At 61.7% G+C, this 13792-nt stretch carries 15 protein-coding genes; 11 read left to right on the forward strand and 4 right to left on the reverse strand.

From position 1 onward, the window contains the following. Window positions 1-125: 125 nt before the first annotated feature. From hxlB to ACX5I4_RS22110, 4 genes are all read left to right on the forward strand, one after another. Window positions 126-746: a 6-phospho-3-hexuloisomerase gene (gene hxlB / locus ACX5I4_RS22095; protein ID WP_461838569.1), complete on the forward strand. Its 621-nt coding sequence runs from the start codon at window positions 126-128 to the stop codon at window positions 744-746. Window positions 747-800: 54 nt separating this feature from the next. Beyond that, window positions 801-1424, forward strand: coding sequence for a 3-hexulose-6-phosphate synthase (gene hxlA / locus ACX5I4_RS22100; RefSeq protein ID WP_234753024.1), 624 nt, complete (start codon window positions 801-803; stop codon window positions 1422-1424). Window positions 1425-1605: 181 nt separating this feature from the next. Continuing rightward, a complete protein-coding gene (locus ACX5I4_RS22105; RefSeq protein WP_461838570.1) occupies window positions 1606-1854 on the forward strand; it encodes a KOW domain-containing RNA-binding protein in 249 nt (82 codons plus the stop codon). A 23-nt stretch (window positions 1855-1877) separates the two neighbouring features. Next, the gene (locus tag ACX5I4_RS22110; RefSeq protein ID WP_461838792.1) at window positions 1878-2696 is read left to right on the forward strand and encodes a glycerophosphodiester phosphodiesterase family protein; all 819 of its coding nucleotides are present in this window, start codon (window positions 1878-1880) and stop codon (window positions 2694-2696) included. Here the strand turns inward: ACX5I4_RS22110 and ACX5I4_RS22115 are convergent. After that, window positions 2638-3903 (reverse strand): RNA polymerase sigma factor, encoded by a 1266-nt coding sequence (locus tag ACX5I4_RS22115; RefSeq protein WP_461838571.1) that lies wholly within the window; start codon window positions 3901-3903, stop codon window positions 2638-2640. The two genes, ACX5I4_RS22110 and ACX5I4_RS22115, sit on opposite strands and share 59 nt — an antisense overlap. Window positions 3904-3910: 7 nt before the next feature. Next, window positions 3911-4261, reverse strand: coding sequence for a YciI family protein (locus tag ACX5I4_RS22120; protein WP_461838572.1), 351 nt, complete (start codon window positions 4259-4261; stop codon window positions 3911-3913). A gap of 133 nt (window positions 4262-4394) precedes the next feature. On the opposite strand from ACX5I4_RS22120, the gene ACX5I4_RS22125 reads away from it, so the two are divergent. From ACX5I4_RS22125 to ACX5I4_RS22135, 3 genes are all read left to right on the forward strand, one after another. Continuing rightward, window positions 4395-5537, forward strand: a complete 1143-nt coding sequence (locus ACX5I4_RS22125) for a glycerate kinase (protein WP_461838573.1) — start codon at window positions 4395-4397, stop codon at window positions 5535-5537. Between the two features lie 163 nt (window positions 5538-5700). Beyond that, a complete protein-coding gene (locus ACX5I4_RS22130) occupies window positions 5701-6165 on the forward strand; it encodes a GatB/YqeY domain-containing protein (RefSeq protein ID WP_461838574.1) in 465 nt (154 codons plus the stop codon). Window positions 6166-6220: 55 nt separating this feature from the next. Next, window positions 6221-6370, forward strand: a complete 150-nt coding sequence (locus ACX5I4_RS22135; RefSeq protein WP_461838575.1) for a hypothetical protein — start codon at window positions 6221-6223, stop codon at window positions 6368-6370. Between the two features lie 252 nt (window positions 6371-6622). Here ACX5I4_RS22135 and ACX5I4_RS22140 read toward each other — a convergent pair whose 3' ends face one another. Then, window positions 6623-7255 carry a DUF6338 family protein gene (locus tag ACX5I4_RS22140; protein ID WP_461838576.1) on the reverse strand — a complete coding sequence of 211 codons (633 nt, stop codon included), beginning with the start codon at window positions 7253-7255 and terminating at the stop codon, window positions 6623-6625. Between the two features lie 494 nt (window positions 7256-7749). Between ACX5I4_RS22140 and ACX5I4_RS22145 the strand changes: the two genes are divergently transcribed. The 3 genes from ACX5I4_RS22145 to ACX5I4_RS22155 are packed head-to-tail and all read left to right on the forward strand — an operon-like array spanning window position 7750 to window position 11359. Continuing rightward, complete coding sequence (locus ACX5I4_RS22145) at window positions 7750-8928, forward strand: AAA family ATPase (RefSeq protein ID WP_461838577.1); 1179 nt, start codon at window positions 7750-7752, stop codon at window positions 8926-8928. A gap of 8 nt (window positions 8929-8936) precedes the next feature. After that, on the forward strand, window positions 8937-10319 hold the full coding sequence (locus ACX5I4_RS22150; RefSeq protein WP_461838578.1) for a hypothetical protein: 1383 nt from the start codon (window positions 8937-8939) through the stop codon (window positions 10317-10319). Beyond that, window positions 10250-11359 (forward strand): S8 family serine peptidase, encoded by a 1110-nt coding sequence (locus ACX5I4_RS22155; protein WP_461838793.1) that lies wholly within the window; start codon window positions 10250-10252, stop codon window positions 11357-11359. Before ACX5I4_RS22150 ends, ACX5I4_RS22155 begins: the two co-directional genes overlap by 70 nt. 155 nt (window positions 11360-11514) lie before the next feature. Here the strand turns inward: ACX5I4_RS22155 and ACX5I4_RS22160 are convergent, their stop codons facing one another. Further along, window positions 11515-12867, reverse strand: a complete 1353-nt coding sequence (locus ACX5I4_RS22160; RefSeq protein ID WP_461838579.1) for a uracil-xanthine permease family protein — start codon at window positions 12865-12867, stop codon at window positions 11515-11517. Between the two features lie 188 nt (window positions 12868-13055). Between ACX5I4_RS22160 and ACX5I4_RS22165 the strand changes: the two genes are divergently transcribed. After that, entirely contained in the window at window positions 13056-13661 is a 606-nt protein-coding gene (locus ACX5I4_RS22165; protein WP_461838580.1) for a malonic semialdehyde reductase, read from the forward strand. Window positions 13662-13792: the final 131 nt, after the last annotated feature.

The following is a 13792-nucleotide window of genomic DNA, read 5'->3' on the forward strand; positions in this document are numbered from 1 at the left end:
GCCTTACGCCTTCCGCCTACTACCCAAACGGGTAGGAATGACTGCCCATGCTCAGCGTTACACCTATCCGTTCAATCCTGAACGATTGATTCAAACGGAGCATTCATATGAGCAGGAGGTAACGCATGACCACCACCGCAGAGACCGTCCACGCCGGATCGGACGTCGACCTAACTCTGGACGTCGACCTGAGCCTGGCCCTCGTGGGTAGCGAGATAGCGGAAACGGCCGCTGAAGTGGACCTGCGGCAACTGTCCCGCCTGGCCACGGAAGTCCAGACCGCCGGGAACTCGGCCACCGGCCGGATTTTTGTTGCAGGAGCCGGCCGCAGCGGCCTCGTCCTGCGGATGGCTGCGATGCGGTTGATGCACCTCGGATTCGACGTGCACATTGCGGGGGACACCACGACGCCGGCTATCCGCTCGAGCGACCTCCTGCTGCTTGCCTCTGGCTCGGGGACGACCTCCGGCGTCGTGCGCGCCGCTGAGACAGCCTCCAAAGCCGGCGCCAGGATCGCCGTGTACACCACGAACGCAACGTCCCCGCTCGCGGAACTGGCCGACGTCGTCGTCATCATTCCCGCTGCGCAGAAGACAGACCACGGATCCACGCTGTCCCGCCAGTACTCCGGCAGCCTGTTCGAACAGGTGCTCTTCCTCGCTGCCGAGGCAGTCTTCCAGACACTGTGGGACAACGACGAAACCCCGGCCGAGGAACTCTGGCTCCGCCACGCCAACCTCGAATAACCCCTGATTTCCACCGCACCAAAATCACAACAAACTACGGAAAGAGATTCCTCCATGAAGCTGCAAGTCGCCATCGACGTCCTCACCACCGAAGCTGCCCTCGAGATCGCGGGCAAGGTGGCCGAATACGTGGACATCATCGAACTCGGCACTCCCCTCGTGAAAAGCGAAGGCCTGTCCGCCGTGACCGCCATCAAGGAAGCCCACCCGGACAAGATCGTGTTCGCCGACCTCAAGACCATGGACGCCGGCGAACTCGAAGCCGACATCGCATTCAAGGCCGGCGCGGACCTCGTCTCCGTCCTCGGTGGCGCAGACGACTCGACCATCGCCGGTGCAGTCAAGGCGGCCAAGGCACACAACAAGGGCATCGTCGTTGACCTGATCGGAGTGGCGGACAAAGTGACCCGTGCCAAGGAAGCCCGGGCCCTCGGTGCCAAGTTCATCGAGTTCCACGCCGGCCTCGACGAGCAGGCTAAGCCGGGCTACAACCTGGATGTCCTACTGAGCGCTGGGGAGGAAGCCCGCGTGCCGTTCTCCGTGGCGGGCGGCGTAAACCTGTCCACCATCGGAGCCGTCCAGCGCGCCGGAGCGGATGTCGCCGTCGTCGGTGGTTCCATCTACGGCGCAGACGACCCCGCCCTTGCCGCGAAGCAACTCCGCGCCGCCATCATCTAGGGCCCCTTTTCAGCCCGGCGGGCCCAACTGACTCGCATTAGATGTCGTTATGAGGCTTCTAAACGACAACTAATGCGAGTCAGTTGGGCCCGCTCACGCATTACACAGCTTCAGTCCAACTGCCGTTCAACTTGCCCCCATAGTCTTTTGCCATTCGATACCGAACAAATATGGGGACAAGATGGCAAAGAGAAAAACAACCGGGTGGCCCGATGCCCCGGTTCGCCGCGCAGAGCCGGCAGAACATTGGAAGCAGTTGCGCCGCGGGGACCGCGTGCGCGTCAAGCTCGGGCCGGGGTTCGAGAACCCCGGTCAGGTGGACGCCGTTTCCAGTGACCACAGCGTGGTTTGGGTAAACCTCGACGGCGGCCGCGGCCGCACGCTGGTGCACTGCGGCGACGGCGTGGAGATCGTCCCGCAGGAATCCTGACCGGATCATCCGGCTGCATGACTATGGGCCGCTCCGCAGCGGGTTACGCTACCCGTGTGAGCCTGAATTTGCCCTTCTTCAGCCGTCCTGATGGACAAACCGCGCCGCTTGCCTTCGCGCACCGCGGGTTTTCGCCGGACGGACTCGAGAACTCGGCCTCGGCTTTCAGGGCCGCGCTCGAGCTTGGCTTCACGCACTTGGAAACCGACGCGCGCACTACCGCCGATGGCGTGGTGCTCCTTTTCCATGACGACACACTGGACCGTGTCACGGACCGCCATGGCCGGATCTCCAACCTCAGCGCTGCTGAGGTTGCCGAAGCACGCATAGGCGGCCGCGAAGCGGTTCCCCACTTGGCAGACGTCCTGACGGAATTCCCCGAGGCGCGGCTGAACGTCGACGTCAAGGATTGGCATACCGTCAAAGCCCTCGCCGGGGTCATCGAGCGGCTCGACGCCCATGACCGCGTGTTGATTGCGAGCTTCTCCGATCGCCGGCGTCGCGCTGTCCTGCGCCTGCTCGGCCGTCGTACGGCATCTTCGGCGGGCATCGTCTGCAATGCCGTCTTCACTCTCCTGGGACCGGTTCTTCCGGAACGCTTGCTGCGGAAAATCCTGCACGACGTCGACGCCCTCCAAGTACCGGTTCGCTACGGCCCCGTGACGGTAGTGACGCCCGGTTTCATGCGGAGGGCGCACCGGCTTGGGCTGCAGGTCCACGTCTGGACCGTCAACGATCCCGCAGAGATGGCCAGGTTGCTTGATATGGGCGTGGACGGTATCGTCACCGACCGTGCTGATCGTCTGAAGTCGGTACTGCTGGGCCGGGGGCAGTGGTGGTGAGCGCCCGGGCGCGCGCTTCCAGGAAGTCTCGCTCGGCGTCGTTATCGGTGCGCTCCTGTGCGGCGCGGTAGGCGATGACAGCTTCGTCATCGCGGCCGAGGCGCCGGAGCAGATCCGCCCGCACGGCGTGGAACAAGTAGTAGTTGCCCAGTTCAAGGAGTTCGACGGCGGCAAGCCCCGCGGCGGGTCCTTCAACCTCCGCGAGGGCCACCGCCCGGTTCAAGGCAACCACGGGCGTTGGCTCCAAGGCCAGGAGTTGCCCGTACAGCGCGAGAATTTGACGCCAGTCGGTGTCCTCCGGGCGCGCGGCGTCGCTGTGCACCGCGTTGATGGCAGCTTGGAGTTGGTACGGTCCTGGCTGGTTCCTCTTCAAGCATTGCCGCACCAGCACTTGTCCTTCGGCAATCAGTGTGGTGTCCCAGAGGCCGCGGTCCTGGTCCGCGAGCAGTACCAGGCCACCGTCGGGACTTGTCCGGGCGGCACGGCGGGAATCGAGCAGCAGCATGAGGGCTAGGAGCCCCTTGGCTTCGGGCTCATCGGGCATGAGTTCCACGATGAGCCTGCCCAGGCGTACGGCCTCGCGGCAGAGGTCTTCCCGCACAAGCTCCGCGCCCGAGCTTGCCGCGTAGCCCTCATTGAACACCAGATAGACCACGGCCAGCACCGATTTCAGACGCTCCGGCAGCTCGGCCCCAGTCGGTACACGGTAGGGGATGTGGGCGTCGCGGATCTTGCCCTTCGCCCGCACGAGGCGCTGGGCCATGGTTGGCTCGTGTACCAGGAACCCATGGGCAATTTCGGCCGTGGTGAGCCCGCCCAGGAGTTTGAGCGTCAGCGCTACCTGCGCCGCCCGGTTGAGGGCCGGATGGCAGCACGTAAAGATCAGCCGGAGCTGGTTGTCCTCCACGGTGTCCACCTCGATTCCTTCGCTTTCATCGCCGTGCAGGAGCGCCACGTGGGCGAGTTTCTCCCTGCCGGATGACTCGCGGCGCAGCCGATCGATGGCGCGGTTGCGGGCGGTGGTGATGATCCAGCCGGCCGGGCTTGGCGGCAGGCCGGACTCGGGCCAGCGGGCCACAGCCTCGGTGAAGGCATCCTGGACCGCGTCCTCGGCGGCGTCGATGCTGCCCAAAACACGGACCAGGACAGCCACGGAGCGTCCATACTCTTCGCGGAATATTTGTCCGATCTCCGAAATATGGACCATGGGGAAACTAATCCCGGTAGCCCGCGAAGGGCCGGACTTCGATGGGCAGCGTGGTGGCCTGGGCGGCTTTGCGTCCCCATTCAAGTGCAACGTCCAGGTCCGGGGCTTCGATCACCCACAGGCCGCCCACGTGTTCCTTGGCCTCGGCGAACGGACCGTCCGTGGTGAGTACTTCACGGTCGTTCACCCGCACCACAGTGGAGGTGCTGGCGGAGTGCAGGCCGCCCGTGAAAACCCAGGCGCCGGCGTCGCGCATTTCCTGGTTCAGGATGTCAAGATCGGCCATGATCTTGTTCAGGACGTCGGGTTCCGGGGTGGGGCCATCGGGCTGGTAGATGCTGAGCAGATAGCGTGACATGACTGTTCCTCCTTGGGATGTGGCGCCGGCACCTTGCCTGCGTCTCACCCTCTATACGAACGGCGTGTGCTGTTTTCGACATATCCCATACACGAATCTGCGAAAATCTTAGCCCCGCTGGCAGGATGGGATGATGCGCATCCTGATTGCCCCGGACAAGTTCAAAGGTTCCCTCACCGCTGCCGAAGCGGCATCGGCCATGGCCGAGGGGGCATTGCGGGTGTATCCGGATGCCGTGGTGACGCAGTTCCCCATCGCCGACGGTGGCGAAGGAACACTCGAAGCGGCCGTGGCGGCAGGCTACGAAGAGCGGATCAACGCCGTCGTGGGCCCGATTCTCAAGCCGGTGGGCGCCGCCTGGGCGATCCGGCAAAATGCCTTCGGCGGAGCCACCGCGGTGATCGAAACAGCGCAAGCATCCGGATTGGCGCACATGGAGCCGACGCCGGAGAACGCCTTGCGCGCCCACAGCTACGGTTGCGGGCAGCTCATCGCCGCGGCCCTCGACGCCGGGGCCACCGAGATTGTGCTCGGCCTGGGCGGCTCCGCGATGTCCGACGGCGGCAGCGGCGCCTTGCGCGCGCTTGGGCTCAAGCCCTTGGACGAGGCCGGGAATGTGGTTCCGCTGGGCGGAGGCTCGCTCGCCGACGTCGTGGCCCTCGACGTCTCCGGGCTGGATCCGCGGCTGACCGCAGTGAGGTTCCGGATCGCCGTCGACGTCCAGAACCCGCTCTTTGGCGACGACGGCGCGGCCCATGTTTTCGGTCCGCAGAAGGGCGCGGATGCGGACGCCGTGGAGCTGCTCGACGCCGGCTTACGCAACTGGGCGTCTCTGCTGCGGGAAGCAGTCGGACAGGACGTCAACGTTCCCGGGGCTGGCGCCGCGGGCGGGTTCCCGGCGTCGTTCCTGGCCTTCACGCAGGCGACGCTGGAAGGAGGCTTCGCGCTCGTGGCGGGGCTCACGGGGCTTCCTGAACAGCTCGGTAGCGCAGACTTGGTGATCACCGGCGAGGGCTCCATGGATTCGCAGTCGCTGACGGGCAAGGCGCCCATCGCCCTGGCCGATTCGGCCCACGGCCACGGCATCCCTGTGATTGTGGTGGCCGGCAGGATTCTGGTGACGCCCGAGGAACTCGCGGGCCATGGGGTTGTGGCCGCGGCACAGTTGCTCGACGTCGCGCAGCGCAAGAACGGACTGCCTGACGCCGAAGACGCCGTAGCCAATGCCGCCAAGTACCTCGCATGGGCCACGAGCCAGGTGCTTGAAGGGGTCTAATTGCGGGGGTTACCCGGCGTCGTCACCGGGCAGATAATGAATGTACAAGTATGGCTATGACTTCTGCCATGCACCTACGATGCGACGACCCCGCCCGGGACGCCGTCACCGCCTGCCGGGCTGGCAGCCGGCCAGCACGGCAAATCGAATCGAGGAGCACACCATGTCCACCTTGAAAGAGCGGCTGCACGCAGACGTCGTCAGCCATATGAAGGATGGCAACCGCGTCGCCCTGAACGCCACGCGCAACGTCCTGAGCGAGATTGACACCCGTGAGAAGGCCGGACAGGCGCCGATCCACCTGGACGACGCCCAGATCACGGCCATGTTGCAGAAAGAGGCCGCGGAGTATCACGAGGTCGCCCGCCTTTACGAGGAGGCCGGAGAGTCCGAGCGTGCCGCCACGGAGATCGCGGACGCCGAGGTTATCGAGGCCTATCTTCCGAAACCACTGACTTCCGAAGAAGTCGAGTCCATTGTTGACGAGGTCATCGCGTCGCTCAGGGCCGACGGCGTGGAACTGTCCCTGATGCACATGGGCTATGTCATGAAGCCGGTCTCCGAAAAGGTCGCCGGCCGTTTCGACGGCAAGGCGGTCAGTGAGATTGTCCGCGGGCGCCTCTCGTAGCTAAGGTTGCCAGCCTGCTGTTCGGTAGAGGGCTACCGTCGTTCGGAGCAGATCGGTGGCCAGGGAAACAGAGACAGATGTCGCCAAGAATTTCCAGGAATTCATTGGCTGGCTGCGCACTGAGGGCTCCCTTGGCTCCGATTTGATCGTGAACTCCAAATACCCGGATGTCACAGGCGGCATGGCGTCAGCCGGTGTTGGGTGAACCTGTGTCAGTGCCGAAACGATGGCCATGAACAGCGACATCAGGCAAGACGACTCGACGTCCGCCATCCGCTTTTGCCTGTGCCCGGCGGCTGAGTATTGAGAGCCGGAGGCCCCGCGCAGCCACGAATGCCCCTCGCTCTTCGCTGAGTTGAGAACAGCTCACCAAAACCTCGCTTAAGGAGGAGGGTACGGGCTGATGCCATCTGAGGCTGCATCGCCGCGAGCTTAGGGAGCGAAAGGCTAAAGCTGCCTAGCTGGATCGGACGAGCACAACTGCTGCGTACTTGATCTGGGAAAGGGGCAGCGCCAGTCGGTCTGCCGAGTACGGCACAGCGGGCTTGGAGGGATCCTTCTTGACAAACAATGGAGATCCGAGCGCCATGACTTGCTCATCAGCTGCTCCGTCAGGGGTGATGCCTTCCAGATACCCCTCGAAAACTCTTCCGTCAAGAAGTTCCGCACTGATGTACTTGTGGCGCTTTGTGTCTTCTGCCATGAGAGCGTTCACCCACATACTCGAGCGATCGTTGAGACGCCTCTGGGGGAGGGGCATCACCCGTGCTGCCAAGTGCGCCGTGGCGGTGGCGGTCAGGAGCACCAAGACCGCACTTATTACCAGGGTGTTCAGATTTCCCTTCAGATAGCTGTCGCCCTCACTCAACCACTGTGGAATGTCAACAAGCCACCCCAGCCTTCCCCACGGCCAAAGAATGAGTACGGACAACGAAACACCTGTGGTGGCCAATCCGGCAACGAGAACCTGTAGCAACTCGTCTAAGCTCGACGCCCTCAGGTCTCCGACCTTCCGCTCGCGCTGCCGGACGAACCACCACCCTGGGATGAGCGCCACTAGGACCGCGAAGCCACCAAGCTCGCTAGGCAACTATTTTTTCTTATCTGCAGCGGGCGCGGAAACCTTCGGTGGCGACTGCGGCCGCGAGCCTGGGGCCGAAACGACTATGTATGACCCTCGGCTGCTTTCAGTGAGTTTTGCTGTCTTACCCGGCTTCGCGCCGCTGCTGTCGTTATTGGATGCCATGGCTCCATTATTACTTGGCTGCGCGTCGTCCACGACGGGAGGCATCGCCGGGACGCCTGAGTGAGGCGGCGATCCTGGCGAGATGGCACTAGTCAAAGGCCCGGTCGCTGTGGCTTTCTTGCCGCCAAGGTGGTCCGTGGGGAGCGACTTAGCCATTGAGTGCGCCACGCCTGCCGTCAAGGACGCGGCAAAAGCTCAAACGATTGCGCACGCCGGGCGGAAGGGGGATTGGATTCAAGTCTTCATGCGGCCGCGAGGCTGCATTATGCATAGAAGAGACTTTTTAGGCGTGGTATTGTGCCTAATATTGAATTTTTTGGTTCCAAGAGCAGTGCTAAGTGAGTGAGAACGTGGAGAACTTCCCAACAGTCCTAGCGATTTGCAGAACGGCGATGCGATCAGCCAATCCGACCCTATCCCGCAACATCACCAAGCTGCGAGATGCCCTTGCGAAGCAGGGACATGAAGATCAGGCCGACGCCCTCTCCCAAGTTTTAGCCGCGAAACAGGCCACGGATTCACTCGCCCCATCTCGGGTCGTCCTTGCGACAGCGACTGGGGAGCATATGACGCGCTCTGTTCACGCGCCAGTTGACAAGGAATCGGGTGCTCCCCTAGCTTCAGTGGCCTTTCCGGGTGACTCGGAACAGGGACTAGAGCCGATATTGGATTTAGCCCTCGGTAAGGCCATTGAGGCACTTGTGGCGGAGTGGCAGAGTGCCGCTATGCTCATCGAATCGGGCATCCGGCCGCCGCTGAGCCTCCTGCTGTACGGTGCTCCGGGAACCGGTAAGACTGCGCTCGCAAAGGTCATCGCCTCGCAAATGGAACTCCCTCTAGTGACAGCTCGCCTTGACGGACTGATTTCATCTTTCTTAGGAACCACTGCGAGGAATATCGCGAATCTCTTTGAGTTTGCAAATCGGTACGAATGTATCCTCCTGCTCGACGAGTTCGACGCAGTTGCCAAGGTCCGAGACGACCCGCATGAGTTGGGCGAAATAAAACGAGTTGTGAACACACTTCTCCAATGTCTCGATGACAGACGAGAGCGTGGTTTCACGATTGCCATTACGAATCACGAACACCTGCTGGATGCCGCCATTTGGCGGCGATTCGACTCCCGTGTTGCAATCCCGAGGCCTGGAGCTGAGTCAAGGCTGCGGATGGTGTCTCGCTTCTTGGGTGGCGTTCCTGTGGAAGACGTTGATATCGACTTCCTGGCGTGGCTTACCGACGGCAGAAGCGGTGCTGAAATAGAGACCTTGTGTAGCTCGATAAAGCGCTATCTCGTGATGAACGGTACCGGGCGGAAATCGCTCTTGGATGCGCTTAGAGTCAACTCCCTCCTCAGCGCCGATCACTCAGGCTCTCCTCGGCAGGCGGTGTTTGCTGACGATACCGAAAAGCTGGTTCGACAGCTAAGCAGCGACGAGGAGATTCGCTTCACCCAGGAATCTTTGGCCCGTTTGTTCAACACGACACAGTCGACGATAAGTCGCTGGGTAAGGAAGTAGGCTGAGGCGTGGCCAATAACGCACTTCAAATAGTGCTCAACAGCGGATCGTTCGTGGACGATGTCCAGACTACTGCGATGGGTTCAAACACGGACTTCTTTGCGCACCGTGACCAAGAGTTCGGCGTGCACAAAGCGGGGCTAATTAACCAATTCTCGGCAGCAAAAGCATCTCTGGCTTCGTCGGGACACTCGACCGGATTTGCACGCGTAGCTCTCCGGCCAGCAGCCTTGGCAAAGTCTCACAGGCCCACGCGATCCATCCTCAAGCCTGACGCGCTTCCCGTCTGCGGGGTTTCGGATTTCGGCGAACTGCTTGTCGAATTCACTACTGGTGCCGTAGACGATGTAATTCGGAGTATCGAGAAGGCAGAGCCCGAGACAAGATTAAAGTCCGACAAGAGTGGAAAGGCCAAGCCAAGTCCAAGCCGCATCAGGAGCGAAGTGGGCGCAATTTCCCAGGTTACTCCTTACGGCGCCAGCGATCGACGTCAGTTTTCGCTGGACGAGGCGATCGCTTGGTTAAGTGATCCCCGCTCTGGTCGGTGCTTTCTGATCCAGATGTTCGTTCCGGTACCTGAACTTGCTCGAAGCGAATCCGGCAGGCGGGTCAAGGGCTTCGCCGATTTCCAGAGGCGGCTTAAGGTCATTGATGATTCGCTAGTCCTGGCTGAAGTCACTGACTGGTGGAGCGAACGCGGATTCCTCCGGCTGAGTATGGGCAAAGGAGATTTGATTGCGCCTGCCGAACTATTCAGGCGAGTATTGAGCGTTTTGGAAGATGAGCCGTTTGTCCGCAAAATTTGGCTCCCCTCGATAATTGAGCCCACGGACCACTCAGTTGTGGAAATCAGTCACTCCGGTGACCACCATTTCGAAGCGCCTGTCAGCGACTCAAGCTATCCCATTGTGGGCATTATCGACACCGGCATCGCTGCGATCGATCCATTGGAGCCGTGGATTGTGGGTAGGACGGCTGCGGGTGATCCGGCATCGCAAGATGCTAGTCACGGGACGTTCATAGGGGCATTGATCTCAGATGCTCAAAGGTTGAACGGTCATGCTGAAGCCGCGGAGAGCCCCTGTAAGATCTATGATCTTGGCCTTCATATTACTGAAGCGCAGGGCTACGCAGAAGCATACCCCAACGGCTTCATGGACTTCCTGGAGCAATTGGACTTTGAAATCGAGTCCGCGGTAGCAGCGGGAGCCCGTGTCTTAACATGTCCCTTGTGGTTCATGAACTCGTACGGGACGACGTGTATAGCCCGTTTGCAGCTCGCCTTGATGCCATCGCAGACAAGCATGACATTGTATTTGTACTGCCAACAGGAAACCTTCCTGAATGGCAGTTTCGTCCTGATTGGCCAAATCACGCGGATCAGGCCTTAGCCATGTTGGCCAACTACAGGTATGCGGGCTTAGACCGTATGCACCAGCCCGCAGACAGTCTTAGGGCGGTCGTGGTTTCCGCGCTAGACCCCCGGAAATCGTCGAGCAGCCCGTTAGTGCCTAGCGTGTACTCGCGACGCGGTCCAGGTCTGGCTTTGGGAAGCAAGCCGGATCTCTGTCATCTCGGAGGCTCCGCTGATCCCGCTAACCACCTGAGGTCGCTCGGCCTCAGAGGCGAGGTGGTAGGGGGCTGCGGTACGAGTTATGCGGCCCCGTTGGTTGCGAAGACTCTCGGACAGATTGACCACAAGATTGCGGGCAAAGTGAAGAGGGAGACGCTGGCTGCTTTGGCCATCCACGGGGCGGAAATCCCTGCACACATGGCCCACCAGAAGTTGGCTCATGTAGCCAAGGATTTTGTGGGCTTCGGGCTACCCCAGGCATCCGAAAACACGCTTGTGACGGACGATCACTCAATTACTCTGGTCTTCGAAGCTCAACTCAAGAATAGGAAGGCCTTGACCTTTGACTTCCAATGGCCTCAGGCGTTGGTTCATGCGGGCGGAAAGTGTGCTGGTGCAGCCAAGCTGACCCTGGTGTACAGGCCGCCGCTAGACCTGGGCTATGGAAGTGAGACCGTCCGCGTCAACCTCGAAGCTTACCTCCGCCAAGAGAAAGTCGATCGCGCCACGGGCGAGCTGTCTTATGAGGGGTTCTTCAAATCCAAGGCTGGGTCCGGACTTGAGCGAGAAAGAGTCAAAGAAGGTCAAAAATGGGGAGCCGTGAAGAAGTGGTCGAGGACGACTTCGAAGGCTGGTGTGGGAAATTCCTCGCAGTTTCGGCTCGTTGTTGAGCCGTTAGCACGGAGTGGATTCGCATTACCAGCTGAGGGCATTCCTTTCGCAGCGATATTGACAATTTCAGACCCTTGGGGGCGAGCGCCTGTGTTCAATCAGCTGCGCCGGTCTCTGCAGGCCAGGGATGTTGTGATGGCTGACATCAGGACTGCAGCGCAAATCCGGCCACGCACAGGCTTCTAGTACCACCTGACATGCGGACTAGGGGCTGGTTGCCGCCAACTGGTTCAGCCAGGTGGCGGCATGACCGTCTCAAGGAACGCCGCCATTTGGTCTTGTCTAGCCTGATAGAGTGCTCTGTCGCGCGATGCTCAGTGAATTGCCTCGAGGACAGGCCTCTAGCCCTTCTTCCCGCTCCGCTTGGCCGCCGCATTCATCGCGGCCTTAGCCGCCGGCGGCAACCCCGCCGTTTCCATCTCCGGCTCGGCAACCGTTCCGCGCCAGCGCGCCAAGCCCTTCATGCCGTGGTACACCACCAAGGCAGCAGCGGAGCCCAGCGCGATGCCCGTGAACTTCAGTTCGCCAATGGTCCAGGTGTAGTCCGCAATCCCGATGATCAAAGCAACGGCGGCCGTCGTCAGGTTGATCGGGTTGGAGAAGTTGACCTTGTTCTGCACCCAGATCTTCACGCCCAGGACGCCGATCATCCCGTAGAGCATCGTCGCGGCACCGCCCAGTACGCCAGCGGGAACGGTGGCAATCAGTTCGCCGAACTTGGGCGAGAAGCTCAGCAGGATGGCGAAGGTCCCGGCAACCCAGTAGGCCGCCGTCGAGTAGACCTTCGTGGCCGCCATGACGCCGATGTTCTCGGCATAGGTGGTGGTGCCGGAGCCGCCGCCTAATCCAGCGAGGACCGTCGCGACGCCGTCGGCCATCAAGGCGCGGCCGGAGACGTCGTCGAGGTTGCGTCCAGTCATTGCGGCCACGGACTTCACATGCCCCACGTTCTCAGCCACAAGGACCAAGACCACCGGCACGAACAAGCCCACGACGCCGAGGTGGAATTCCGGCGTCTGGAAGTGTGGCAGGCCGATCCATGAGGCCGCGTCCATCTTGGAGTAGTCCACTTCGCCGCGTGCCATGGCGGTGAAGTAACCCACCACGACGCCCACCAGGATGCTCAGGCGGCCCAGAATGCCCCGGAAAAGGACGCTCACCAGGATGATCGTCACGAGGGTGACGAGGGCGGTGATCGGGGCTTTGTCGAAGTTCGCCTTCGCGGCGGGCGCCAGGTTCAGCCCGATCAGGGCAACAATCGCGCCCGTCACGATGGGGGGCATGGTGCGGTTGATCCATTCGGCGCCGAACTTTTGCACCACTGCACCGATAAGCGCAAGTACGACGCCGGCAAGCACCACTCCGCCCAGCGCACCGGGAATGCCGAACTGCTGCTGGGACGCGAGGATGGGGGCGATGAAGGCAAAGCTCGAGCCAAGGTAGCTGGGTACGCGGCCCTTGGTGATGGCCAGGAACAACAGGGTGCCGATGCCGGAAAAGAGCAGGGTGGTGGCCGGTGGCATGCCTGTAATGATGGGCACCAGGAAGGTGGCTCCGAACATCGCGACGACGTGCTGCATGCCGACGCCGATGGTCAGCGGCCACGCTAGCCGCTCCTCGGGCGCCACGACGTGTCCGGGCCGGATCGTCTTGCCGTTGCCGTGCAGCTTCCATTTGGTTCCGAGCATGCTCATCGACGGGAGCCTTCCCTGAAAGTTGTGATTGTCCGGGTGCAACCTTACCGCCCGGACCGCCCACTGCTTTCGCTGTGTGGAACGTCACGTGGCTTCATGGGAAGAGGCGAGGGGAAGTTGAAGTTGCAACCATGGAAAGCACAAGCGCCCCGCCAGCCATGGCCGCGGGCCCAGCGAAAGGTACGCGAATGACGATCGCCCACGAAGAAGCAGTGATTGACGCCGCAGCAGTCGACGCCATCTTTGCCGAAGCCCGCACTGCCAACTCCTTTGCCGGTGAAGTCTCCGAAGAGCAGGCCCAAGCCATTTACGAACTGACCAAGTTCGGCCCGACGGCGTTCAACTCCCAGCCGCTGCGCGTCACCTACGTCCGTTCGGACGAAGCCCGCGCCAAGCTCGTCGAGACGCTCTCTCCGGGCAACAAGGCGAAGACCGCCTCCGCCCCGCTGGTCGCCGTGCTCTCCTACGACACCGCCTGGCACCAGCAGTGGGACAAGTTCCTTCCCGTCTACGCCGCCCCGAAGGCCATGTACGACGCCGACCCCGAGTTCGCCGCAACCACGGGCAACAACAATGCCCACCTGCAGGCCGGCTACTTCATCCTCGCCGTCCGCTCCCTCGGCTTCGCTGCCGGCCCCATGACCGGTGCCGACTTCGCCGCGATCGACGCCGAGTTCTTCCCTGCCGGGGACCAGAAGAGCTTCCTCGTGGTCAACATCGGCCAGCCGGGTCCCGACGCCTTCGGCGAAGCCAAGCCGAAATTCGCGTACGAGGACGTCGTCCGCACCGTCTAACCCTCGCTCACCTTTGGCGGCTCTTGCGCCGACGCTCGCTCACCTCTTGTGAGCGAGCGTTCGCGCTTAAGGCGGTATATCTGAGCGAGGGTTGGGGGTTTCGTGCCGATATCTGAGCGAGCGTTTACCCC

The sequence above is a fragment of the Arthrobacter sp. MMS24-S77 genome (assembly GCF_054888235.1).